The following is a 26,126-nucleotide window of genomic DNA, read 5'->3' as shown; positions in this document are numbered from 1 at the left end:
TTAGCTCCTAAGATAAATATAGCTGGTCAAAACAACTAGACGGCGTCGTTTATCTGCTGTCCCGCATTCAATATCGCCCGTCGCTTTATTAGCGGTAAATTCTTGCCTGCCTTGCCACGAGACAACAACCTCTAAGTTGAATGCTTTACCGCCTGAGCCACCAATAGCTGAAGGGTTTATACATACTGTGGCCCCATCCAGCGTTCCTGTATTTTCGCGAGCGCGTATAGCTCGTTTCCACTGTTCAATATCCAACAGCGCAATTTGTGCTGAACTGCATGAATTACTAAAACAAGTAGTTGTCGATTTCATAGCGGTTTGGCTATTAAACGTTTGTTTATAGAGTGTGCCTAATTGAGACGTATCATTAGCACGAATACGTTGAATAATATCGTTGCCAAGCGCTACAGCCGCAGCGCGCTGCATTGAATCAAAACTTGCTTGCTTTGCTTTAGCTTGTAGTGCGATAGCACCTAACAAACCAAAGCTAAGAATAATAAATGCAATAAGCACTTCTATCAGTGTGAAACCTTTTTTGGAAGAAGGAGAGTAAGATTGCATAAAAAAACCAAATGAAAATTATCTAATTATTAGTTTATCTGCTAAATGGTAATGTTCAATCAATACTACGATAGGCGGTTAAATTTGTTGATAAGCGGTTAACAGAATATATTTAAGAGGTATAAAATCAAAGCGCGCTTTTGACAGCCTTGAGCTCACGACGACTAACAGGCAGTAACTCGCGACTCCCTTTAAGTTCAATCATGTGATGACTACTCCCTTGCGAATGCAAAGCAATAACCCTTTTTTTATTAACTAATGTATTACGATGAATTCGTAAAACATACGCTGGATAGAGTAATTCTAACTGCTTTAAACTTTGTTCTAGTAAAGCTTCTCCAGTTAAAAATACCATTTTGGTGTATTTTTCTTCTGCACTAAAGTACAAAACATCTTTTATATCAACGCTACGTAGAGTACCAGCTAGCTGATAAGAAATTTTTACATTTTGCTGTTTTTGAATATGCACTTTGTTTAAACGCCCGACTTGCTTAAGCACCTTTTGCAATGATTGCTCTGAAATAGGTTTAACTAAATAACCCGCTGCGCTTAATTGTAAAGCATCAAAGGCATGCTCAGGGTGAGCAGTTATAAAAACAATTGCTGGAGGTAGAATTAAACTATTGAGCTCATTAGCAACTTGTAAACCATTCATTCCAGGCATATCAACATCTAAAAAAATTAAATCTGGCGTTTGCTTTTTAGCAAGTATTAGGGCTTCATTACCATTACTTGCCTCACCTTGTACAACTATACTTTTATCGTGTGCTAACAAACGAATTAAGCGCGATCTCGCAAGAGGTTCATCATCAACAATGAGTACATTCATACACTGCCCTCAATTAGCTTAGGGATCACGACCTTGACCCTAAACACATCATTTTTACTAGTAATTGTTAGCTGCGCTTTATTTTTATAATAAATATTTAACCGCTGGCGAATATTTTCAAGCGCCATGCCGTTATTAGGCCTAGTTTGAGCATTAGAAATTATTATGGGGTTAGATACAATCATGGTTATATAGCCGGTAGTAATATGCAGCTCTACTTTTATTTCTGCACCATGCTCACTTGTTTCAACGCCGTGGCATACCGCATTTTCAATTAATGGCTGCAGTGTTAAACAAGGAATACTCAATGCAGGTAGTTCATTGGGTATTTGCCAATCAACTCTTAAGCGGTTACCAAAACGCCATGTTTCAAGTGCTATATATTGCTTACTCAGTGTTATTTCATCGTCAAGAGATACATTTTTTCCTGAGTGCATTGCAGCCTGCGATAAGGCGGCTAATGCTAAAATGGCTTGCTCTGCCGCATCGGCATCATGATGGGTAAGCTCTGCAGCAGTGTTTAAACTATTATATAAAAAATGAGGACGTATTCTAGCTTGTAAGGCATCAAGCTCAGCACGAGAGAGCGCCTTAGTTTGTTGCGCTTTTTCAAAATGAATTAATAAAAATTGGACGAATAAAGCCGCCAGCAAAGCCACTATAATGCAATTGCGAAGTGTAAAATAAATTAGGTTCTTTGTATCATCTATATCAAAAGCAAAATGGGAAAATAAGATACTAAAAATGCATGTAGATAATAAAAAAGAGGCAAAAAATAGACTTAACTGAAAAGCTTGAGTACGGTTCTGTAAAAAAAAACGACAAAAATATAAAGAAGAAGTGCCGACTAAAACAATTAAATGTAAAAATAAACTAATGATCCCAAGTCGAAGCCAAATATCGCCTTCTACATTGGGTGCAAAGGCTAAAACAATAGCAATAACTTGAGAAACAATAAGCGAAGCTAGTACGCCTCGCTCATTAAAAAGAGCCGAAAAAAGCAAACCATCATTTTTTAGTGACTTGCTCATAACGACTCTCCTATAATCTAAATTTTAAATTAACGTAGCTCTACAGGAACAGCAAATACAATATTCTCTTCTTCGCCTGGATTTTCAACAACCTGCGTACCACCAAGATCTTTTAATCGGCTTATAACTTGTTGTACAAGTACTTCTGGCGCAGAGGCTCCCGCAGTAACACCAACTGATTTAGAACCCGAAACCCACTGTTCTTGCACATCAGTTGCATCATCAATTAAATAAGCAACTGTGCCCATTTTATCTGCAAGTTCACGTAAGCGATTAGAGTTAGAGCTGTTTTTAGCGCCAACAACTAATAGCACATCAACTTTGTCTGCTAAGTCACGAACAGCATCCTGACGATTTTGCGTTGCATAGCAAATATCATCTTTACGAGGTCCGTCAATTGATGGAAACTTATTGCGTAGTGCATCAATAACATCAGCGGTATCATCAACAGAAAGCGTCGTTTGGCTGCAATAAAAAAGGTTTTCAGCATTTTTTACATTAAGCGCAATTACATCGTCAACAGTTTCAACAAGGTAAATACCACCGGCTGAGTTATCATATTGTCCCATTGTTCCCTCTACTTCAGGGTGACCATGGTGTCCAATTAAAATACACTCAATACCTTTTCGACTGGCACGTGTAACTTCCATATGTACTTTAGTTACAAGCGGACACGTTGCATCAAATACTTTTAAGTCACGGCGTTTAGCCTCGCTGCGAACAGCTTGCGATACGCCATGTGCGCTAAAAATAACAATGCTGTCGTCAGGTACTTGATCAAGCTCTTCAACAAAAACCGCACCACGGCTTTTTAACCCATCAACTACATAGCGGTTATGAACTACTTCGTGGCGAACATAAATTGGCTTTTCAAAAATATCGAGAGCGCGCTCAACAATACTAATAGCACGGTCAACACCAGCGCAAAAGCCGCGTGGATTAGCTAATAATATTTCCATTAACCTTCTACCTCAATAATATCAACTTCAAACGTTAAACGCTGACCAGATAAAGGGTGATTAAAATCAATCGTTACCGACTCGCCTTGCACTTCACGTACTAAACCTGGAAGTTCAGTCCCATCAGGTTGAGTAAACGCAATAATTGCACCTACCTTAGCTGGTGTTTCTGGGCCAAACTTACTGCGATCAACGTAGTAAATATTATCAGGGTTTGGCTGGCCAAACGCATCTTCAGGTTCTAATTCAAACGTTTTACTTTCGCCTGCAGTTAGCCCTAATAAACACTTTTCGAAGTTTGCCGTTAAGCTGCCATCGCCCATTGTTAACTTAGCAGGTTTATTGTGCACCTTGGTAGAGTCGGCGGCAGAGCCATCTTCTAATTTAATAGAAAAATGGAAAATAACTTGCGAGTTTTCACCAATTACAGCTTGGCTCATGCTTTATGCTCCTTCGGACTCTCACCGGTAAAGGCGTCAAATAACAATAATGCTGCGCCAATACAAATAGCGCAATCAGCAATATTGAATACAGGAAAATGTGAGTCTTTATAAAATACGTGAATAAAGTCGATTACATAACCATACGCAATACGATCGTATAAATTACCAATAGCGCCTGCAAGTACCAACGCATAGGCACCGCATAGTACTTTGTTTGTTGCAGGTAAACGTTTTAGCCACCACACAAGCAAAGCACTAATAGCAATGGCAATTGCACTTAAAAACCAACGCTGCCAACCACCCGCTTCACTTAAAAAGCTATAAGCAGCACCATAATTATGCACATAAGTAATACTAAAAACAGGGAGTAAATTTATCGACTCTTGATAAGCCATTGTCCCTACAACAAGTGTTTTACTGGCAAAGTCTATTACTAAAAGTAATAGACTCAACCAAAGCCACACTAAACCACTTTTTTGGGCTAGTTTGCTCACTAAGAATAACTCCTAAGCGAATTGACGCTTTTCACCTTCGCCATCAACATTACTTACACAGCGACCACAAATTTCAGGATGAGCAGGCTCAACACCTACATCTTCACTGTAATGCCAACAACGCTCACATTTAGCAGCATCTGTTGCAGCAACACTAATGAACAAACCTTCAATTTCGGTAGCTTGTGTATCAGCAGGCTGGCTATCAACTTCAGTAACATTTACCGCTGATGTTAACAATACAAAACGCAGTTCATCACCAAGCGCATTTAACTTAGCGGCAAGCTCTTTACTCGTAAATAAATTAACCGTTGCTTGAAGTGTTGCACCAATGACTTCTTCTTTACGTGCAGCTTCTAATAAGCGGTTTACTTCGTCACGTACTGTTAGAATTTCTAACCAGTCATCGTTACTAAATTGGCTATTTGTTGGTGCTTGTAAGCCATCATACCAAACTGATGTAAATACGTAGTCACTACGCTCACCCGGTAAAGCTTCCCAAATTTCTTGTGCGGTAAAGCTCATAATAGGGGCCATCCAACGCGTCATTGCTTCTGCTATATGATAAAGCGCTGTTTGACAAGAACGACGTGCATGGCTGTCGCTCTTAGCTGTGTATTGACGATCTTTAATAACATCTAAATAGAACGAACCAAGTTCACCCGTACAGAAGTTCATTAGCTTTTGCGTTACTAATAGCATTTGGTAGCTGTCGTACGCGGCTAAAATCTCGTCTTGTAACTGAGCAGCACGGCCAACAATCCACTTATCAAGCTCAACCATATCATCAACAGCTACTTGATCAGTTTTTGGATCAAAACCATTTAGGTTAGCAAGCAAGTAACGGCTGGTGTTACGAATGCGACGGTAACGATCGGCTGAACGTTTAAATATTTCATCCGACACAGTCATTTCTGCCGTGTAATCGGTAGAGGCAACCCATAAACGTAGAATGTCGGCACCTAGTTTATTCATCACATTTTGTGGTGAAATAACATTGCCTAGTGACTTAGACATTTTGCGGCCATTTTCATCAACAGTAAAACCATGAGTCAATACTTGGCGGTATGGCGCATGACCATTAATAGCAACAGATGTCATCATTGATGACATAAACCAACCACGATGCTGATCAGACCCCTCAAGGTATAAATCAGCTGGACCAACTAGGTCTTCACGTGCGTCTACAACACAAGCGTGCGATACACCTGAGTCAAACCATACATCTAGCGTATCTTGCACTTTCATGTATTGCTTGGCGTCTTCTTCACCAAGTAATGTAGCTGGTTCTAAATCGTACCATGCTTGAATACCAGACTTTTCAACAAGCGCTGCTGCTTGAGCAATTAGCTCTTGTGTATTTGGGTGAAGTGCCCCAGTGTCTTTGTCAACGAACAACGCGATTGGCACGCCCCAAGTACGCTGGCGAGAAATACACCAATCTGGGCGGCTTTCAACCATGTTAGAAATACGGCTTTCGCCCCACTCTGGTAACCATTGCGTGTTTTTAATTTCTTTTAAAGAATCTTGACGTAAGTTAGCCTGATCCATGCTTACAAACCATTGTGGTGTAGCACGGAAAATGATTGGTGTTTTATGACGCCAACAGTGTGGGTAACTATGCGTAAGCGCATGATGATGCATAAGCGCACCGTGCTCTTTTAATACTTCAATTACGCTCGCATTCGCCTTAAATACGTGCTGACCTGCAAAAAGTTCGGTATCTGGTAAATAAACACCATTTGCACCAACAGGGTTAGCCACTTCAAGGTTGTAATTTAAACCAGCCACGAAATCTTCTTGACCATGCCCAGGTGCGGTATGTACAACACCAGTACCTGAATCAGTCGTTACGTGTTCAGCAACAATCACTGGTACATTAAAATCATAAAAAGGATGGGCTACTTGCAAGTTTTCAAGCGCAGCACCTTTTACATACCCTAGTACGTGAAAGTGATTAAAACCAAAGCGGTCCATAGCATCTTTAACGAGCTCAGAGCCTAAAATTAGACGTTGTTGTACGCCTTCATCTTCAACCTGTACCAACGCATACTCTAAATCGGCATGCACAGCCACAGCGCGGTTTGCAGGAAGCGTCCACGGTGTTGTTGTCCAAATAACAGTACCAACACTGCCTTCACCTTTATGACCATCAGCCAAATCAAATGCACTCACAACAGCATCTTGATCAACAAATGTAAAACGCACATCAATCGCTGGAGATTGCTTATCTTGGTATTCAACTTCTGCTTCTGCTAATGCAGAACCACAATCTGTACACCAATGCACAGGCTTAGCACCTTTATGCAAATGACCTTTTTCAATAATACGACCAAGTACACGAATTGCATTCGCTTCAAAGTCAAAGTTCATTGTTAAGTAAGGCTTATCCCAATCTGCAAATACGCCTAAACGTTTAAAATCAACTTTTTGACCTTCAACTTGTTTTTTAGCGTATGCACGGCATTTTTCACGAAACTCGCTCGCGGTTACTTTTACGCCCGGCTTGCCTACTTTTTTCTCAACCATTAACTCGATTGGTAAACCATGACAATCCCAACCTGGAACTAATGGTGAATCAAAGTCAGATAATGTTTTAGACTTAACAATAATATCTTTTAATATTTTATTAACTGAGTGGCCTAAATGGATATCGCCATTTGCATACGGAGGGCCGTCATGCAAAATAAAGGTTTTTTTACCTTTCTTAGCGCTGCGAATTTGACCGTAAAGGTCGTCCTCATACCATGCTTTAAGCATTTTTGGTTCACGTTGTGCCAAATTGCCACGCATTGGAAACGGTGTTTCCGGTAAGTTCAAAGTATGTTTATAGTCGCTCATTTATCCTACATTCCGTCTCTATCGGCTACCTGATTTAAACCAAAACACTGCTTAGCGGCAGCAACATCAGTTGCTATTTGCGCCGTTAATTGTGTTAATGTCTCGAATTTTTTCTCATCGCGAAGTTTTTTTATTAACTCCACATGCATAAATTGTCCGTAAATATCCTGTGCAAAATCAAAAAGGTGAACTTCTAATAATGCACGAGTTCCATTGAATGTCGGCTTATTACCTACATTTGCAACTCCAAAAATCTGTTTTCCTGCAATCGTTGCTTGCACTGCAAACACTCCGTTAACAGGACACACTTGGCGTTTTAGGGCAATATTTGCCGTTCTAAAACCGAGTTCGCGTCCTCTTTTCCAGCCATGTATAACACGCCCAGAAATAGCATAATCGTGACCAAGCATTATTTTAGCACTCGCTAAGTCACCGGATGCTAAAGCATCTCGTATTAAAGTGCTGCTTACTCTAGCATTTAATTGACGAAAGCTCGCGGTGCTTTTTACATCCATGCCCGCTTGCTTACCCATGCTAGCAAGTAAGTGAAAGTTACCTTGGCGTTGCTTTCCAAACTTAAAATCATCACCAACAGTAAGTGCTTTAACACCTAACTTTTTAATTAAAATCTCATTAACGAATTGCTCAGCATGCATGTTTGCAAATTGCTGATTAAAGCTAATGCAAATAACTCGCTCAATACCTAAATCACTTAACAAACGTAGCTTATCTCGCAAGCGCGTTAGCCGTGCTGGGGCATTATTTTTAGCAAAAAACTCTTGTGGCTGAGGCTCAAACAGCATTACAGTGCTAGGCAAACTATGTGCTTTAGCATCAATAAGTAAACCTTTTAATACTTCTGCGTGGCCTAAATGAACACCGTCAAAATTACCAATAGTTAACACACAACCAAAATGGTGCGGGCGAATATTGTGTATACCTCTAATTAACTCCATGCCACCTAATGCCTTGTTTAGCGAGTTATTAATTACGACTAAAAATTAATTAAAGTCGCAGAGTTGCCGATTATAATCTTTTTTTTAATTTGATTCAGTAATTGCTACACTTTTTATCGTATTTAGTCTAACGCCCATTAAAAATAGCATTGCAAAGTAACTAATACCTGCCAAAGCCACTAATGCTATCAATAACATTACCTGATGTGTAAAGCTCCATACAGCCCAATAATAGTAACTGCTCACAAACCATGTAACAGCTCCCATAACCGCACTTGCAACAACACATTTAAGTGTAAAACGTATACTCATTGATGAGAACTGGTATACATTTTCTTTTTTAAGCTGCCTGTATAATAAAAATGCATTGCAGCTAGCCGATAACGAAGTAGCAAGTGCTAACCCTAAATAACCAATGAAAGGAGCCAGCATAATGTTAAACACCATATTAAGTACTAAGGTGATAATACCAATACGCACCGGCGTTTTAGTGTCTTGGCGAGCGTAAAAGCCAGGAGCCAGTACTTTAATTAGCATAAAACTTACAAGCCCTACTGAATATGCTACTACGCCTAGGCTTACTGCTTTGACATGATCAATACTGTCTTCTTTAAACGCACCGTGGTCGAACAATACGGTAATAATAAGTGGACTGATGATCATTAAGCCTATCATTGCTGGTAGGCCTAAAAATATAACAAAACGCACTCCCCAATCGAGAGTCTGCTGAAAGTCGCTACTTTTTTTACTGCTATGTAGTTTAGAAAGCGCCGGTAAAATAACTGTCGCAATACCAATACCAAATAAACCCAGCGGAAATTCAATTAAGCGGTCTGAATAATAAAGCCATGCAATTGAGCCCGTCATCAGTAATGACGCAATCATGGTATCTAGCAACAGATTAATTTGACTAATAGAGACACCAAACAAAGCCGGTAGCATAAGTTTTCGTACTTTTTTTACGTTTTCGTCTTGCCATGCCCAACGCGGACGCGCCAACATTTTTGCACGGTATAAAAATGGAAGTTGAAACAAAAGCTGTACAACGCCACCAATAAATACGCCAATTGCGAGAGAATAAGCCCCGACGCTAAATTTATCATGTAAAAAAATTGCACATGTAATAATAGAAACATTGAGTAGAACAGGTGTAAATGCAGCAACAGCAAAACGGTTATACACATTCATGACTGCACCACTAAGCGCCACTAAACTTACAAAAAATAAATAGGGGAATGTAAATTTAAGTAATGAACTTGCAAGTTCAAATTTTTCGGCATTAGGCCTGCCCTGCCACCAATCTATAAACCAACCAGTACCAAATAATGCTGCAATAACAGGGGAGGCAACAACACCTATAATGGTGACAATCAATAAAATGGTTCCTAATGTACCCGCCGCTTGTGCAACAAAAAGCCTGACCTTGTCGTCACCTTGTTGCTCTTTAATTTCACTCAACACGGGTACAAATGCTTGTGCAAACGCCCCTTCTGCAAATAAACGACGTAGAAAATTAGGAATACGGTTAGCAAATAAAAAAACATCAGCCGCTGCACTTGCGCCTAACAAGTTAGCAACGACTGCATCTCGAACGAGCCCTAAAATACGCGATATCATAGTCATACAACTAACTATCATACCGGAGCGAAATAAACCTTTTGACACCTTAAACCTACTCAAAAATCCCTAAGAGAGGCGATTATGCCACAGTCTTTTTTATAAATCGCTTTAAAGCACTAGGCTGGGGGTCTGTGCTTTGTTACAATGTCGGTATTAACTGCTAAAGCGGCAAATTGATGCTCGTTATATGGTGCAGTTTTTCTTGGATTGTTAAATTTAAATTGACATTCATGATTGAAACAGGCATATTCCACGGCCTTTAATTTAAGCTTTATTTTAAGATTGTTAGGAGCAAACCTTGGCTAACATCAAGTCTGCAAAAAAACGCGCTATCACAAGCGAAAAAAACCGTCAGCACAACGCAAGCCGTCGTTCAATGATGCGCACTTACTTCAAAAAAGTAATTGTTGCTATTGAAGCGGGCGATAAAGAAGCTGCACAGCAAGCTTTTTCTGTTGCTACACCTATCCTAGACCGTTACGCAACTAAGGGTCTAATTCACAAAAACAAAGCAGCTCGTCATAAGAGCCGTATAGCAGCTAAGATTAAAGCTCTATAATTTGTTTTTGATAGAATATAAAAAACCGGCTTTTGCCGGTTTTTTTTTATTTAAAATTTAATTATATAATTACACGTTTTCTAAATCTGGATAGAACTTCTTAAGCATTGCCGCTATTTTTTTAGGAGTGAATGGCTTAACCACAAAACCTTTAGCGCCTTTATCTATCGCATCTTTTACATTCTCTATACCCGAATGAGCCGATACCATAACAACATTAGTTTCAGGGCTTAATTCATTTATTTGTGCAATTAATTCTTTGCCATCACCATCAGGTAATTCAATATCTAAAAAGATGATATTATATTTTGCAGCGCGGCACTCGCTAATACACTGTGAGGCGGTAGATGCTTCCTTTACGTTATCTATCCCTAAATGCATCAGCGTTTGACTTAAAAAGCTGCGTACAGTGCTAACGTCATCTACAATTAAAATTGATAGCTGCGTATTCATCTTCATTCCTCATAGGCTACAAGCCAAGTTTACGTTATTATATTGGTATATAAATTTATTCATTTAATTATAGAGACCTACACCAAAAAGGCCAGATCTGCTTTATGTCAAAAACACAAAAAAAACAAACACTACTTGGAAAAACGCCTGCCAAAAAAAAGCAAGTACAACAACGTAGGCCTCGTACAGCATCGCAAGGCGCAATAAGTGAAACTCAAGGTCCGACTATTTCTAGCCAAGGTGGCAAAGAAACTAAGTCAAAAAAAGGTTTAATAATAACTTTAAGCATTGCTCTATTAATAATAATAACGTTTCCAAAGCCGACATTACTCACCTATAAAAAATTAGGGATGGTAAGCGAAAGCATTTATTGGCCTGGTGTATTTGGCTACGGAGCTACCATTATAGATTCAAACTTGCACCCACAATTAGATTCTAGACGAAAATCCCTTTATTTATGTACTAATCCAGAAAGTTTAAATAACTGTCAAAAGTATCAAGTCATAGCAGATCATGGTTTATTTGCAGCGATTGGAAGTTATTTTAAGCATTAAAAAAACTAATCTGAAAATTTAAAATTACTTGGTTGAAAGGTGCGCAAAATATCAACATAATGGCGCTCCTTTTTTCTACAACTGAACTATTGAAACGACCATGCTAAACGAGCTAGATTGGCTTTTAAACACGATACTACTTGCACTAGGTTTAGGTGCATTCTTTATTAACCAGATAACACTGCTACGCGTTGCCGCGATTAGTGCATGTGGTTTGTTATTTTTATCTTTTAGCTTAGATCTTATGTCGTCGAGTGTTATTTCAAATATGAGTTTGGTGCTGATAAATACTTTTTACTTGTTCAAAGTTTATACATTTGAACAGTTCAATGTAACTCAAAGTTAACAACTTTCCCTTAGATTATTTTATAGCCCAGCATTGCTGGGCTTTTTATTGCAAAAATAGAAAGGTTCTCGGAAACATCATAAATTTAGAAAAATTATTGTCATTAGCGAAATTTTGGGTGAGTAAGGCCGTGTTTACTCTTTTAAGGCTGAATTTGTATATTGGATTGCTTGCTCGCCCACATCCAACGCTCGATTCAAAAATTAGACGATAAATTTTTTATTCTTATACCTATTAGCTTAATTAAGTGATCTATTTTGAGGTAAGAAAATCGTGCCAATGACAAGGCAATAATTTCGTTACTTAGTTGTTATCACTAATTGCTCCTGCATCCGTGCAGTCGTATATCAGAAATATTTAACGCAGTTAGCCTCAGATTTAATCCCTAAAATTGATTAAGTATTATTGCGGATTGGTACTACCTAGATGTGAGTGGGTAATTCTAAGGAAATAACGTGACCTAAATAACTTGGCTCTGGATAATAAATCGATCTCAGGCAGCTATTTTCAGCGCTAACTGCATTGGATTGACTTGGAATAGGCCCGAAGGTTTCAGTCGGTTAAGTAATCTCTTAACCAAAGTTTAGGTTAAATAGTATTTATGGAAACGATAAAAAAGCAAAAATTTAGAAATAACCACAGCAAGATTAAATAATTTACTGTGGCATTGTGTAATTACAGAACAGTCGGTTGATTAAACCAAGCAGATACACCCAATACAATAATCGAAATAACTATTAAACTTAACTTCACACCACCTTGATTAGTCTTCATAACACCCTCTTTATTGTTTTTATTAATGAGAATACCTAACAACAATAATAAAAATTACAAGTGTTAACAAGTAGTTTGTTAAATTATTTAACTATCCATTAATAACCTTTCGTTCTATCTATTAGATTATTAAGTTTACTACCTTGCCTTAAACATTCAATATTTTCTGCTATTTGCTCAATAACACTTCTTAAATCAGATAATGCGGCACAGTGAGGCGTCAGTGTTATTTTTGGGTGCTGCCAATATGGGTGGTCGATTGCGAGTGGCTCTTGCTCAAAAACATCTAAAGTAGCTACTCGTAAGCTATCTGTATTTAAAGCATCTAATAAATCTTGCTCAATAACATGCTCCCCACGGGCAACATTAATGAGTCCTGCATGGACTGGAAGCTTTGATAATAATATGCGATCAATTATACCGGTAGTTTCTTGTGTAAGTGGCAATAAACAAATTAGATAATCTATATTAGGAAGCATTTTATTAAGGCCTTGTTTAGCATAAAACATTTCAACATTAACTGCCTTTTTCTCTCTTTGCGCCCATGCACTTACAAGAAAGCCATTACTAACAAGCTTTTTTGCACACGCCTTGCCCAACTCACCAAATCCTAAAATACCAACATTTTTATAGCTATAAGCACGCTTTGGCTGCCAACTTTGCTGGTTTTGTTTAATAAAATACTCTTTAAAACGTAACTTTTGCGCTAATACATGAGCAAGTACATATTCAGCCATATCCTCTGCCAACTGAGTATCAACAATGCGCACAACCTCAACATTACTAGGTAATAATGCTAAATCGATACTGTCAACTCCAGCACCAAAAGACGAGACAACTTTTAAATTAGGAAGTTGTGACCACATTGTTTGCGGGGCTTTCCAAGCAAGTACAAAGTCGACTTTATCCAAACTCTGGCAATTTGGCCACTCTTCTATGCATACATTAGGTAACCGTATTTTTAATTGCGCCATTAATTTTTTGTTATCTCGCCCTGTGATAGCAACTAATACAGACATCTTTATTTCCAAATAAGTTTCGAGTTTAACTAATTATACTAATCGAGATATCTTTGCCTAGGGCCTACTGACCTTTTAGATTAAAATTCGTTCAATCTAGGGTATTTAATCGCGGCGCGAGGTTTGTAACCTAGCGGGCTCGGTAACTGCTCCTGCGTTACCCTAGTGGCTTACATCCATGTAAGAATAAGTAATACCAACCTGCATAAATCTTTGATCAATTTAACGAATTAAATTGCCTAGATTCAAATTGTAAGTGCATAACTTGTTTTGACTAGATTAAGTGGTCAGTTGCTCATAAGCTAACTGCTTTTTCTCCGGCAAGAGATTTTACAATGAGACATTACAAACAACTGACCTATGAGCAAAGATGCCAGATCGCTGTTCTAAAGAAAAGCGGTTTTACGCAACAAAGTATTGCTGAGCTAACTAATTTATCGCAATCTACGATTTCAAGAGAGCTTTCTAGAAATACAGGCAAGCGAGGTTACAGATACAAACAAGCTCATGAGCGGGCTTTGTCTCGCCGAAGAAGTGCAAGAAAACCACTTAAGATGACACTTGAAATGATGGCTTTAATTACCCAGAAGCTTAATGAGAGGTGGAGTCCTGAACAAATAACGGGATGGTTGCGCAAGGAAAATAAACAATCTGTCAGTCATGAATGCATTTATCTATATATCTGGGAAAATAAAAAAGCAGGTGGTGAGTTATACCTACATCTACGCCGACACGGTAAGAAATATCACAAGCGCAGTCATGGTAAGACAAACCGAGGACAAATAAAAAATCGCGTTAGCATTGAAGAACGTCCACAAATAGTTGATGAGAAAGGCCGTATCGGAGATTGGGAAATAGATACCGTCATAGGTAAAGGCCATCGAGGCGCCCTTGTTACCATTGTAGAGCGGGTCACCCAATTCATTGTATCAACTCAGGTGGCAGGAAAAACAGCACAAGCCGTCACTGCGGCGACGATAGAACTATTAAGGCCATATAGGTCAGCGCTTCATACCATAACGGCTGACAATGGAAAAGAGTTCGCTTATCATGAGCAAATCACAAAGGCATTAAGTGTTCCTGTTTATTTTGCTCACCCTTATCACTCATGGGAGCGCGGATTGAATGAAAACACGAATGGATTACTACGCCAGTATTGGCCGAAGAGCACAGATTTTAAGGCGGTAACACCAGCGCAAGTTATACCAGTACTTGAGCAACTTAATAATCGTCCGAGAAAGACACTTGGATTTGAAACGCCTACAAAATTGATGCAGGATCACTTGGCGGCTAAAGCCGCCTAAACGTTATGCACTTCAGATTTGAATCCGCGTTGCACTATAACGTCGTTAAAATTTTTTATTTAGAACAACTAGATACAAAAATTTTTGCCTAGTCCTAGCGTAATTTTCTTAACGTTAAATAGACCCCATATATAAGCTGATTGGTATAAAAACCGAGCAACAAAGAGTAAATTGCCCCTAGGCAGAGTCCTACGGGCTGCGGATGTTTAACCTCAAAAGATAAACATGCCTTGGCTCAATTCGCACTTTAAAAAGTCACACAACTGCAAAGTAACTGTCACACCCTTTTTTTATTCTAAGTAAATGGTAAACATGCCAATGCGTGAAAGAGGTTTATATGATTAGTATTGATAAAGTGATTGCAGCAAATTTACCACAATTAGAAAAATCACCAAAAGTAAAAGGCCTTGTAAAAAAAGGGCTAGGGTATCTGTTACATGAACAGGAGTTTGTTGCCTTTGGTGATGCTTACCCTCACTTGCAAGGTTTAGAGTTTGTTGAACAGGTATTAGATGAGCTTGATTTTGATACACGCTACAAACCTAAACAAATTGAACATATCCCCAATGAAGGTAAGCTGGTTATTGTTGCAAACCACCCTATCGGCTCTTTGGATGCACTTGCACTTATTAAAGTACTCTCAACTGTTAGACAAGATTTAAAGGTTGTAGCTAACCGTATGCTGATGTCGGTTACCCCCATGCATGAACTGTTACTACCCGTTGATAACTTATCTGGAACAAGTAAAAAACAAGAACTCAATAATATCCACCAACACTTAAAAAACGAAGGTGCACTACTTATATTCCCTGCCGGTGAAGTCTCTCGTTTGAGCCCCACAGGCATAAAAGATTGCAAGTGGAATAGCGGTTTTTTACGTATGGCAAAAAAAGCCAACTGCCCCATTTTACCTGTTTTTATAAAAGCTAAAAACAGCCCTTTATTTTATGGCACATCAATGATTTATAAGCCTCTAGCGAGTTTACTACTGGTCAAAGAAATGTTTAAGCAACGTCAAAAGTCATTGGAGTTTGAAATTGGAGCTTCAATTCCGCCTGAGTCTTATTTGATAGAAAATCTAAAAGATAAAGAAGTTGTAAACCTTATTCGTAAGCAGCTTTATAGGCTAACGTCTAAAAAGCCGTTACCACTAAAAACACAAATGCCTCTTGCTATACCTGAATGCAGAAAAGAGCTAAAAAAAGCGATTGATCAATGCCAGTTGCTGGGTAAAACAATCGACGATATGCATATTCACCTTTATCAATATACCGGTAGCTCTGCGGTGTTTAGAGAGCTAGGTCGATTAAGGGAAATTGCATTTAGAGCAGTGGGAGAAGGCAGCGGTAAGCGTCGAGATATAGATAAATATGATATGGATTATCAACATCTTGTATTATGGGATCCTACTCAATTAGAACTCGTTGGTGCATACCGATTAGCTTGTGCGCAAGATATAATAAAAAAACACGGACGAAAAGGGCTCTACACTGATAGCTTATTTTCCTATACAGAGGCCATGACCCCCTACTTACACCAAGGTATTGAGCTTGGTCGCAGCTTTGTACAACCAAAGTATTGGGGACGTAAAAGCTTAGACTATCTTTGGTATGGTATCGGCGCCTTTATTAAAAACTACCCACAATACCGTTACTTATTTGGCGCTGTAACCGTACCTAATACCCTACCAGAGCAGGCAAAAGCCATGCTTGTTTATTATTATCAACATTACTACAAAAACAATGTGCAACTAGCAATGCCTAACAATGAATTTAGACTAAGCGATCAACAACTAACACAATGCCAAACAGTGTTCAGTGGCAACAATGTGAAAGAAGATTTTGTAGAGCTTAAGCACGTACTAGCCAATATGGGAGCGCAAGTCCCCACGTTATTTAAACAATACACTGAGCTCTGTATGCCCGGTGGCGTACAGTTTTTAAGTTTTAGTATTGATCCCGACTTTAACAATTGTATAGACGGCTTGGTTTTAGTCGACCTGGAAAGCGTAAAAGAGAACAAAGCAAAACGTTACTTAAAAAATAATAACTAGTGCAAAAACTAGAAAAATTTATTACAACATGTGTTTGGCATTCATGTTATCTCATTGCCTATTTATGCACAGTAACGGCATTGCATAGACGTGGCCGATTAAATAACCTGAACTCTGGATAAATCTATCTCAAGTAGAGTTCAGGCTAAAGGGTTCTTTCTAGGGACAATTAACTCTTTGTTGCTCGGTTTTTACTTATTCTTACACGGATGTAAGCCACTAGGGTAACGCAGGAGCAGTTACCGAGCCCGCTAGGTTACAAACCTCGCGCCGCGATTAATCGACCCTAGATTGAACAAATTTCAATCCACAAAGATCAACACGCCCTAGCTATTTAAAAAAACCTGCTCGAGCAAAGAGCTATAAATTTCTTCTATTTTTACTAAATCACTTATAGGTACATGTTCGTTTACTTGATGTATCGTATTATTACGCACACCGCACTCTATAACTTGAGTGTGGTTATTTGCAAAAAAACGCCCATCGGATGTTCCACCGCTGGTACTGAGCAGTGGATAACTGCCTGTTTGCTTGTAAATAGCCTGCTCAACATGAGAAAGTAAACTCCAGTCATGAGTGTCTGCTGTATAATATGGCTCACACGGACGCTCCCACTCTATTGTAAAGTAATGGGCAAACTCACTAAGCGATTGCGTCAATAACGCTTTAATCGCCTCGCTGCTATATGCATGACTATAACGCACGTTAAAAGTAACCTCACAATAAGCTGGCACAAGATTATCAATAACGTTATCAATATTAATACCCGTTACTTGCAATGTGGTTTTTGAGCTTTGTTCATCAAGTTGCCACGTTTGTTCACTCAAGTAATTAACTATTTTAGCAGCTATAAAAGCTGCATTGATCGTATTATCAGGATAAGCCACGTGCCCAGCCTTACCTGTTACCTTAATACGTGCAGAGAGTGCACCTCTTCGCCCATTCTTGATAGTGTCACCTACGCACATATGGCTGGTTGGCTCTCCAACAATACAGCCATCAAGTACAACACCTTGCTCGGCCAGTTTATTAACGATTACTTGAGAGCCAAATTCAGCCTCGCCTTCTTCATCAGATGTAATAAGCCAATACAATGTTCCTTGCTTATTCTCGCTATTATTAATCAGATTATTTGTTGCGCTAAGCATTGCAGCCACACCACCTTTCATATCTGCAGCGCCTCGACCATACACTGAATCACATACAATATTCCCTGCAAAAGGTGGGCTTAACCATTGCCCTGTTGCTGCTGGTACTACATCTATATGTCCTGAAAAGCCGACGCATGGTCCGGTTCCAAAACTAATTGAAGCGATTAAATTACTCACGCCGTTTACATTAATATGCTCACACTGGAATCCCAAGTCACTCAATTCTCTAGTAAGCCAATCAATTGCTCCAGCCTGATTAGGTGTAACAGATTCAAATCGAATAAGCGTTTGTAAATATGCAACAACGTCGCGTTGGAACTCTCTTTCACTGATTGCTTTATCAAAAATAGTGATAGCCATATCAAACGCCCTTTATTGCTTAGCCCTAACTTTAGTTAAGAGACTCACGAAAATATTGAGTTATTATTAAAGCCTGAATTTATGACTAAGCGATGTCAGTATTAATACACAGCTGTGACTATTTTTTATATTTTATTATTATGAGCGGTTTAACTTTTGAGGTTAAATTTACAGCAAACTGTGTGGCAATCAGGTAAGGCAGAGCCTAATCATGAAAAAAAGAGACGTCGTTTTCTCGATTCTGGTTAAGGGGGATTTATAACTTTTGCTACCTAAAAACCTGAACTTGCACGCACTAAACACATTCAGAACAGCGCTTTTAGCTATTTAAGAAATCAAGAGTCAAGTATCTCTGTCGCTAATCAACATCAAAATTAATCTAAATCAATAAAACACTTCACAACGTTCAAACATTTTTGAAACTTTGATCTAGGACAGGTTTTGAACATTTTAAAACTGCAATAATAGCGTCAATCAAAAAGTAGTTCTTGGAGAACAACATGAAAACCACTATTAGTATTGCATTACTGACTTCTTTATTAGCACTTTCTCCTGCTGCACACGCCAATTTTAGCGTAAATGTGGGTGCTATTAACATTAACCCTGATAACAGCAGCTCAAAAATTAACGAAGCACCGACTTTAGGTCTAAAAGGTGATTCTGATACGCAACTAGGTATTACGCTTGACTACGCATTTAACGACCAATGGGTGCTAGAGCTTATTGCAGCAACGCCATTTTCGCATGATGTTAATGGTACTGGTGGGCTAGCGGGTAATAAAATCGCGAATATAAAACAACTCCCCCCTTCACTTATTGCTCAGTATCACTTTTTAGATACAAGTTATGCATTAAGACCATTTGTGGGTATTGGAGTTAATTATACAACATTCTTTGATGAGCAACCGTCGCAAGCGCTTAAAACAACGCTTGGTACAAATGATGTAGAAGTAAAGTTAGACGACTCATTTGGATTTGTAGCACAAGTAGGTGCTAATTATAAAATTGATGAAAAATGGGGTTTACATGCAATGGTATCAATTATGGATATTGATACTGATGCAACAGTATATGCTAATGGCGCAAAAGCTCTCACTTCAACCGTTGAACTGGACCCAGTAGTCGCCATGTTTGGGGTTAGGTATAATTTTTAAAAATGCTTTAATGCATGTGTGTGCAAAAGGCCGAAAGGCCTTTTTTATTTTAATTAACTAATCATTTGGGTAAGTTATTTGCTTTTTTCTGTTCAAGCATTTCTTTCCAATGCATAACTTCACTCGGTAGTATCGGTGTTTTACCTTTAAAACTAGCGACTTCAAGCATTTCTTCGATACTTACAATGCCTTTTTTACTTTTAAACACACCGCGTACATAAGCAATAGCATGTAAGCCTCGTGCTGAATGAAATTTTTGTTCTATATAAAAATACTTATGATCCCAACCAACTAGTTTTGTACTAATAGTGTAGCGTTGCATTGGTTTAATATCACGGATATACGTGATAGCGGTAGCATTAACAATAGGAAACCAACGGCGTTTCAAAATTTGCTTAAGCAAACCCACTCGTTCCGTCATCCATGTACGTGACAAATCCATCATGGCTAAATAACGTGAGTTTGTTAAATGCAGATTTATATCGCAATCAGTTGGTAGTGCTTTGTAATCAATATCTACTGTATCAAGTAAGTCTTGATATTGATGATTACGCTTAATTTTAAAAAATAATAAAAGAAGTCGAATATATAAGTTCACAGCAAAGGTCTTACCAGTTCAATTTACCTGAGTGTAACACAGGCACTTGCTAAGACGAATATTCTGCTTTAATCTGAAGTTATAAATACAACTAAAAATTTACTTATGAATTCAAAATTAAACATCCTTATTGCTAGTATATTCTTAACAGTGAGCCACCACGCGTTAGCCGATTTTAATTTCCCCGGTAATGGCTCTATTACTTACTCTACAGGGGTAGAAAAATCGTTTGAATTTGGTTTTGCTTGGCAACAAAAATTTAAGAAGTTTACTATTGGCTCAAAGAGTTATGAAATGGATCAAATTCCTAGTTCCTACTCAGTCGCCATCACGCTTGCAAAAGACGGCAGCCAAGTATGGGTTCAAGAATTTAATAATGGATTTATAGAAGCGTTTGATTGGACAATAGGCAAGCACACCATCACTCTAAAAAAACAACAGTTTAGTGATCAAGTGAAAGGGAATTATGTTATTGAGTTAGATGGCCGAAGTTACTTTTTTGCTCGTAATAATGCCAGTATTGTTATGAAATTTGATGAAGATGGTATAAAGACGATTGCCATTGATGGTGTCAAAAAAAATATGGGCACTAAAAATTAATTAGCGCCCTATTTTAAATATTGCCGTATTTTAAACTTTAACTGTTTTACGGTTAATACCGTAATCTCGTAGTTTATTTGCAACTGCTGTATGGCTAAGACCTAAACGTTTAGCGAGCTGTCGTGAGCTTGGATAAGCTGGATAAAGTTTGCGTAATAATGTTGCTTCAAAACGTTTTACCGCTTGATCCAGTGAACCTTCAAAATCAGATTCTAAATACCCTAAGTCATGCGTAAACGTAGGTAACTGTAAATGCTCTACTCGTAACTCACTATCATCTAATAAAGATACCGCACGATAAATTGCATTTTCTAATTGGCGTACATTTCCAGGCCAAGGATACTGTTGTAAAAAGCTTAAGCACTCTTGAGATAACAGTGGCACCGCGTGACCATTTTGCTGTGCATATTTTTGAATAAAATGCTCTGCGAGTGGCCCAACATCGGCTTTGCGATCTCTAAGTGGTGCAATATCTAATGTTAATACGTTGATTCGATAGTATAAATCCTCTCTGAACACGCCCTCTTGCACCATAGCAGGTAAGTCTTTTTGAGTAGCTGCGACTATACGAACATTAACTTTAACTTCGTTCTCATCACCCACTTTCCTAAATGTGCCATCTTGTAAGAAGCGCAATAACTTAGTTTGCAGTTGAGTCGACATTTCGCCCACTTCATCTAAAAACACAGTCCCACCATCGGCTTGCTCAAGTACGCCGCGTTTAGGTGCTGCATTTTCTTCATAGCCTGCGTAGCCAAATAACTCAGATTCAGCAACATCATCAGGAAGTGAAGCACACGACAGCGCAATAAAAGGCTTCACTGAGCGATTAGATGCGTAATGACACGCCCGTGCTAATAGCTCTTTACCGGTTCCTGTTTCACCCGTAATTAGTATTGGTGCTTCTAACTGAGACATTTTACGCGCTTCGCGAACAACACGACGCATAGCAGTACTAAAGTTATGAATAGTTGCAAAGCTTTCTTGTCCGTAACGTCTAAATGCACTAACTTGTTGACCTAATCGGCTTTGTGATTTTATATTAATAACAGCACCGGCAAGTACATCACCTTCACCACCTTGCGGCACAGCAATAGGTAAAATATCGGCTATAAAGTCTTCACCAGCGACTTCCACTCTGGTGGTTTGCCCTAATACTTCTTTACTTTCTAACCAGCGAGTAAAATTAAAGCCTTTCAGCAAATTATTGATATTTGCACCAATAACCTCTTTTTCACTCAATTGTAAGTCTTTACAAGCCGCATCGTTACATAAGCGTACCCAACCCTTGGCATCAATAGAAATAACACCATCGGGCAATGCTCGAAGCAATGTGTTTAGCTCATTATGCTCACGCTCAGAGGGTAAAAAAGCGGTTGTACGTACATCATGAACACCATCAATTAAACGAATTGATGGCATTATTTTCTGGAACTGTTCAAACTCAATTTCAGGGAAACTTACATACATACGACAATTAACTGAATCAACCTCTATTCCTTTTAGATCAACACTGTAATTAACTAAAATATTGAGAATTTCTTGGGCGATACCGATTCTGTCAGCACAATGAATATCTAAACGCATACATCCTCTAAGGAAGGAAAACTATATTAATTGAATAATACGCTAAGTGGCTATGAGAAGGTAGTTTATTGTAAACATTTTTGGACAATACTAGTGTTTATAATAAATGAGTAGATACATGGATTTATTCACGCAATAACAGCAATAACATATTTACTCCATGAAATATGCCACTACTGCTATTGCAGTTCTTAATAAAAATTAATCACCTTGTGGGTATTCAGACCAATCACCGCCATCTAATTGTATGTATGGTCGTTGATTAACATACATCATTATAGTATCTGCATTTTCAGCAACTTTTGGAGCTTTCGGTAAATTATCTAACAAATTTGCTATACTATTTTTCCCACCAAAAACATTAGTTTTCAATGTTTTACTCACTAATTCTGACAATGAAAAATAACTGATTGAATCATCAATTACAATTTGGGAATAGTTTTGCACATCAGGGCCAATAAATTTAATTGCAACTGGAACTGATACAATAGCTGGGCTTGGTATTTCTCGCAAACCAGCAAATTGTACTTTGTCTCCTTTTAGTGCAGCACCATGCTCAGGTACTACCATCAGCATTACATTTCTACCACGTTTTTCTAGGTTTTTAATAAAGCCATTAATATCAGAAAATAAGTTTGCATGCCTAAGAGGATAACTTTGCTGGCTATTCATGCGGGCTCTATTAGCAAGTTGATTACCATCGTGTAAACTCGTGGTATTGTAGTACATTGCACAAGGCTTACAGTCTTTAGCTTGTTGGTCAAGCCAGCCGTTTAGAACCGCACCATCTGAATAAATAGGGCTATTATCAAACCCATACTGAGCAATAGGCATAGAATCAATATTAAATGGCTTGCTGTCTAAGCCACCATATCTATTTATTAGGCCTTTAAATTCATCAAAATGCCCATCGTGATTCATCACTACGTTGTTTTGATAGCCTAGTTTTTCTAAGTTCTTAAATAAATAACACTGTTCTGGCGCATCCTTGAACAAAGACGCTTGGTTTGTTTGTCCACAGCTTGCTCTTAATAATCGAATGGCTGCTGGACCACTATATGATGTGGCTGAGTTGAAATCAGGAAACACCACATCAAAATCTTTATACATGTCTGTAACGCTAATACCTAAAAAATTTAAGTCAGCAACTGCCATAGAACAAATATTTAAAATAATAACGTCAAACAACTCGCCATTGTATTCCTTTGGAAAGTGACTTGTTAATAAGCTTTGTTGTTGATAAAAATCACTAAGCTTTTGGTCGGGCGATTGGTATTGGGTTGTTACAACAGGCGCCTTACTTTGAGTTGCAATACTACTGTTATTAACCACTGTAGGGCTTTCATTAATATCTAATGAGTTACTTTGACCTTGCCAGCCAATAAACGCCAAGCCAATAATAGTCACTGTAGTAAACCGAATCCATTGAGAGCTGTACCAAAATAAAACAACAATAATGAATAAGCCGAGTAGCATATCGACATTAACTACCCGCCCAACTAGTTCGATAAAATAATCAAAGCTAAAATCTTGAACGTTACCAGCCTGTTTAATTAAACGATTAATGGGAGGTAACCACGAATCTTTATACAGTAAAATCACAGCTATAATCAGTGCGATAATGTGTTTAACCTTCTCAACTCGCGCATTTTTAAATTGTATTACTAACAAAGCGGCCAACGCAGCATTGCTCAAAAAACTAAAATCGATTACGCCGTAATAATACAGGGCAAATTTAACTAAAAAATAGAGATTCCAAACCCCTAGACCAGACAATTTCACTTACGTTCCTTATTTTTAGGTGTATAGGGTTCTAACACTTCGTGCTTAAATGTCATTTTGTAATAATACTTTTTTAATTTAGATACTATGTAAGAGCCAATTAGGCACAATAAAACACCAAATAACCCCGAGATTAATGCTGTAATTAAAAGTTGATTAATACTCATATCACAGCTCTTTAACTTTCATTGTAAAAGCTTTTGCATCAGGGCGTTCCTGAGTGAAAAATTCAGGCGTAGCAATATCAATACTGGGATTTTTTGCTAAAGCAGGATCGAACTTGTAACTGTCATTTTCTTTTAGTTGATTTGTAAAATCACTCACATCTTTATCTCTATAATATCGGCGTAATTGTTTACATTCTTGCTGAATATAGAAGTGGTCCGAAATAATGCTCTGTTGAGCAAAAAAATCACTGGTTTCTAATTTGAATAAATGTTTAATCGCATTCATTACATCATTTTCTCTACAAGCATGTAGATACAAGTAAACTTTGTTTTCAGCAACACTAAATACATCACCTTCACGTTTTATGTGAAATAGATGAAGTGGGTGAATAGGATCTATTCTTGGTAATAACTCAAGTACAACCAGTACCCCACTGACACCTAAATTAACCGCCGAGTCACTGTGCACTTCAACTTGGCGAGTAAAATCAATAAATGGTAAGTAACCTTTTGAAAACGTGTTTTCAGTATATCGTAATACATGCTCAACAGATGGAGGCAATGGTCGAGAAAATTGAAAGCCTTGGATCGACTGAATTTGCGATAACAACCGAGAAGGTTCGGAAAAGCTATACAAAATAAGATTAACACCCAGCGTTAAAAATAAGCACTCGTCTTGGTGCCTGATAATCCCATCTACATTTTGAATCACGAGTTTTAACCAACGACCACAATTTTTTCTCAATTCAAAACATTGTTTACCCAACTCAGATAAGTCGGTATAGCGTGTAACCGAAAATACTAATGTTGCGGCTTCTAGCTGAGGACCTTTTTCAAATAAATCGCTGTTACTTTTTACAACATGATAATTTGCAGGCAGCTTTGTTCCCTCTGGTACTGAGTTTTGTACTAACCACACAACATCTTCATCATTAAAATGTTTATTGCTAAGTGTTTGGGTTTCTATTTTCCCTTCTTCTACAACTAACCGATCATTTTGCAAAATTAACTGATAGTGAGTATTTGATAATACCCCTGTGCTGTGTCTCCAATAGTCGTACTCAAGTACTCGTGCAGCCGAATCATTATCGACAAACACAACGCCGCTAAAGAGTTGATTTAAGCGCCTTACTAAAAATCGATAATTAGCAACTTCAGGACCTGAGATTAAAAATAGAAGACTAGTATTTGTATCAATTAAAAATGATTTATATTGCTCAATAAGCGTTTCAAATTGCTGTTCAGTGGTATCACGTAATTGCTGAGTACTAAAATGAACAACGATTAGAGCATTTTTTATATTTTCATACGCACTTAACTCTTTAATAATCCCTTTATTTATGCGTTTTGCATTCCACTCACTAATTTCTTTTGTAAATGAAAAAGAATGTACTCGGCCTTGCTCACTAGCATCAAGTAGTAAATTCGAACAAGAAGATTCAAAGAATGACTCTATCTGAGAAGAGACTATAAAAATATTTTCTTTCACATCATTGGGGCTTATTGAATGCAATATAAACTCAATAGAAAAATTGTCTAAAGGCGCTAAAACAGCATAAATTGCAGCAGGTTTTATTTCTTCAGCTGCGGGGTCTAATCCCAAAATGTTAAACTTATGCACACAAAACACCTTTCAAAAAAATACTTTTTTACTAGTTTTAGCCGCTATTCTATATATAATAGTCAAATAATGTCCATATATTATAAAATAAAACATACTGATACAGGTAGTAATGCAAAACTTAATTTCAAAAAATCCTCAAACACTCACATCTAACGATATAGCAAACTTAGCTCATCGCTTTGGCGGTAAAAGTGAAGATTACATTGAAATAGTGAATACGCAAAAAAACATGCAAACTATAAATAAATATGCGTTATTAAAAGAAATTGATAACGAACTTGCGTCTATTACTAGCCGTTGAAACTAT

At 38.0% G+C, this 26,126-nt stretch carries 24 protein-coding genes; 8 read left to right on the top strand and 16 right to left on the bottom strand.

All coding sequences use genetic code 11. The features are described from left to right. The 9 genes from pilV to murJ form a co-directional block, all read right to left on the bottom strand. Positions 1-561, bottom strand: coding sequence for a type IV pilus modification protein PilV (gene pilV / locus LOS73_RS09250; RefSeq protein WP_096793488.1), 561 nt, complete (start codon positions 559-561; stop codon positions 1-3). Between the two features lie 127 nt (positions 562-688). Beyond that, positions 689-1,390 carry a LytR/AlgR family response regulator transcription factor gene (locus tag LOS73_RS09245; protein ID WP_033032062.1) on the bottom strand — a complete coding sequence of 234 codons (702 nt, stop codon included), beginning with the start codon at positions 1,388-1,390 and terminating at the stop codon, positions 689-691. Continuing rightward, positions 1,387-2,421, bottom strand: a complete 1,035-nt coding sequence (locus LOS73_RS09240; RefSeq protein WP_457934876.1) for a sensor histidine kinase — start codon at positions 2,419-2,421, stop codon at positions 1,387-1,389. The genes LOS73_RS09245 and LOS73_RS09240 overlap by 4 nt, the downstream gene beginning before the upstream one ends. Positions 2,422-2,450: 29 nt before the next feature. Beyond that, a complete protein-coding gene (gene ispH, locus LOS73_RS09235; RefSeq protein ID WP_033040252.1) occupies positions 2,451-3,380 on the bottom strand; it encodes a 4-hydroxy-3-methylbut-2-enyl diphosphate reductase in 930 nt (309 codons plus the stop codon). After that, positions 3,380-3,820, bottom strand: coding sequence for an FKBP-type peptidyl-prolyl cis-trans isomerase (gene fkpB / locus LOS73_RS09230; RefSeq protein ID WP_002958231.1), 441 nt, complete (start codon positions 3,818-3,820; stop codon positions 3,380-3,382). The genes ispH and fkpB overlap by 1 nt, the downstream gene beginning before the upstream one ends. Next, on the bottom strand, positions 3,817-4,317 hold the full coding sequence (gene lspA, locus LOS73_RS09225; RefSeq protein WP_007376920.1) for a signal peptidase II: 501 nt from the start codon (positions 4,315-4,317) through the stop codon (positions 3,817-3,819). Before lspA ends, fkpB begins: the two co-directional genes overlap by 4 nt. A 12-nt stretch (positions 4,318-4,329) precedes the next feature. Further along, entirely contained in the window at positions 4,330-7,158 is a 2,829-nt protein-coding gene (gene ileS, locus LOS73_RS09220; RefSeq protein WP_033040248.1) for an isoleucine--tRNA ligase, read from the bottom strand. 5 nt (positions 7,159-7,163) lie between these two features. After that, positions 7,164-8,114 (bottom strand): bifunctional riboflavin kinase/FAD synthetase, encoded by a 951-nt coding sequence (ribF, locus tag LOS73_RS09215; RefSeq protein ID WP_457934875.1) that lies wholly within the window; start codon positions 8,112-8,114, stop codon positions 7,164-7,166. Positions 8,115-8,198: 84 nt separating this feature from the next. Continuing rightward, positions 8,199-9,737, bottom strand: a complete 1,539-nt coding sequence (gene murJ, locus LOS73_RS09210) for a murein biosynthesis integral membrane protein MurJ (protein WP_457934874.1) — start codon at positions 9,735-9,737, stop codon at positions 8,199-8,201. A 295-nt stretch (positions 9,738-10,032) separates the two neighbouring features. On the opposite strand from murJ, the gene rpsT reads away from it, so the two are divergent. Then, on the top strand, positions 10,033-10,293 hold the full coding sequence (gene rpsT / locus LOS73_RS09205) for a 30S ribosomal protein S20 (RefSeq protein ID WP_002958225.1): 261 nt from the start codon (positions 10,033-10,035) through the stop codon (positions 10,291-10,293). Between the two features lie 69 nt (positions 10,294-10,362). Here rpsT and LOS73_RS09200 read toward each other — a convergent pair whose 3' ends face one another. After that, a complete protein-coding gene (locus LOS73_RS09200) occupies positions 10,363-10,746 on the bottom strand; it encodes a response regulator (RefSeq protein WP_007376916.1) in 384 nt (127 codons plus the stop codon). A gap of 104 nt (positions 10,747-10,850) precedes the next feature. Between LOS73_RS09200 and LOS73_RS09195 the strand changes: the two genes are divergently transcribed. After that, positions 10,851-11,300 carry a hypothetical protein gene (locus tag LOS73_RS09195; RefSeq protein WP_007376915.1) on the top strand — a complete coding sequence of 150 codons (450 nt, stop codon included), beginning with the start codon at positions 10,851-10,853 and terminating at the stop codon, positions 11,298-11,300. A 100-nt stretch (positions 11,301-11,400) separates the two neighbouring features. After that, the gene (locus tag LOS73_RS09190) at positions 11,401-11,646 is read left to right on the top strand and encodes a hypothetical protein (RefSeq protein WP_457934873.1); all 246 of its coding nucleotides are present in this window, start codon (positions 11,401-11,403) and stop codon (positions 11,644-11,646) included. Between the two features lie 872 nt (positions 11,647-12,518). On the opposite strand, the gene LOS73_RS09185 is transcribed toward LOS73_RS09190, so the two are convergent. Then, entirely contained in the window at positions 12,519-13,439 is a 921-nt protein-coding gene (locus LOS73_RS09185; protein WP_033032068.1) for a 2-hydroxyacid dehydrogenase, read from the bottom strand. A gap of 335 nt (positions 13,440-13,774) precedes the next feature. On the opposite strand from LOS73_RS09185, the gene LOS73_RS09180 reads away from it, so the two are divergent. Beyond that, entirely contained in the window at positions 13,775-14,743 is a 969-nt protein-coding gene (locus tag LOS73_RS09180) for an IS30 family transposase (RefSeq protein WP_457934872.1), read from the top strand. 337 nt (positions 14,744-15,080) lie between these two features. Then, the gene (locus LOS73_RS09175) at positions 15,081-16,796 is read left to right on the top strand and encodes a GNAT family N-acyltransferase (protein WP_457934871.1); all 1,716 of its coding nucleotides are present in this window, start codon (positions 15,081-15,083) and stop codon (positions 16,794-16,796) included. A gap of 326 nt (positions 16,797-17,122) precedes the next feature. On the opposite strand, the gene dapE is transcribed toward LOS73_RS09175, so the two are convergent. Continuing rightward, positions 17,123-18,307, bottom strand: coding sequence for a succinyl-diaminopimelate desuccinylase (gene dapE, locus LOS73_RS09170; protein WP_457934870.1), 1,185 nt, complete (start codon positions 18,305-18,307; stop codon positions 17,123-17,125). A 500-nt stretch (positions 18,308-18,807) separates the two neighbouring features. On the opposite strand from dapE, the gene LOS73_RS09165 reads away from it, so the two are divergent. Further along, complete coding sequence (locus LOS73_RS09165) at positions 18,808-19,461, top strand: OmpW/AlkL family protein (protein WP_007376909.1); 654 nt, start codon at positions 18,808-18,810, stop codon at positions 19,459-19,461. A gap of 61 nt (positions 19,462-19,522) precedes the next feature. Here the strand turns inward: LOS73_RS09165 and LOS73_RS09160 are convergent, their stop codons facing one another. Next, positions 19,523-20,059, bottom strand: a complete 537-nt coding sequence (locus LOS73_RS09160) for a thioesterase family protein (protein ID WP_007376908.1) — start codon at positions 20,057-20,059, stop codon at positions 19,523-19,525. Between the two features lie 105 nt (positions 20,060-20,164). On the opposite strand from LOS73_RS09160, the gene LOS73_RS09155 reads away from it, so the two are divergent. Continuing rightward, positions 20,165-20,659, top strand: coding sequence for a hypothetical protein (locus tag LOS73_RS09155; protein WP_008134718.1), 495 nt, complete (start codon positions 20,165-20,167; stop codon positions 20,657-20,659). Positions 20,660-20,689: 30 nt separating this feature from the next. Here LOS73_RS09155 and tyrR read toward each other — a convergent pair whose 3' ends face one another. The 3 genes from tyrR to bcsE all read right to left on the bottom strand — a co-directional run bounded on the left by tyrR (position 20,690) and on the right by bcsE (position 25,816). Continuing rightward, positions 20,690-22,246 (bottom strand): transcriptional regulator TyrR, encoded by a 1,557-nt coding sequence (tyrR, locus tag LOS73_RS09150; RefSeq protein WP_007376906.1) that lies wholly within the window; start codon positions 22,244-22,246, stop codon positions 20,690-20,692. A gap of 201 nt (positions 22,247-22,447) precedes the next feature. Next, positions 22,448-24,028: a cellulose biosynthesis protein BcsG gene (bcsG, locus tag LOS73_RS09145; protein WP_007376905.1), complete on the bottom strand. Its 1,581-nt coding sequence runs from the start codon at positions 24,026-24,028 to the stop codon at positions 22,448-22,450. Positions 24,029-24,196: 168 nt separating this feature from the next. After that, positions 24,197-25,816, bottom strand: a complete 1,620-nt coding sequence (bcsE, locus tag LOS73_RS09140; RefSeq protein WP_033031542.1) for a cellulose biosynthesis protein BcsE — start codon at positions 25,814-25,816, stop codon at positions 24,197-24,199. Positions 25,817-25,928: 112 nt separating this feature from the next. Here bcsE and bcsR point away from each other — a divergent pair, with 112 nt between their 5' ends. Beyond that, a complete protein-coding gene (bcsR, locus tag LOS73_RS09135) occupies positions 25,929-26,120 on the top strand; it encodes a BcsR/BcsP family cellulose biosynthesis protein (protein WP_007376902.1) in 192 nt (63 codons plus the stop codon). Positions 26,121-26,126: the final 6 nt, after the last annotated feature.

It is taken from the genome of Pseudoalteromonas sp. SCSIO 43210 (assembly GCF_054133285.1).
The sequence above is the reverse complement of the archived record's forward strand: the minus strand, read 5'-3'. Positions and strand labels throughout refer to the sequence as shown.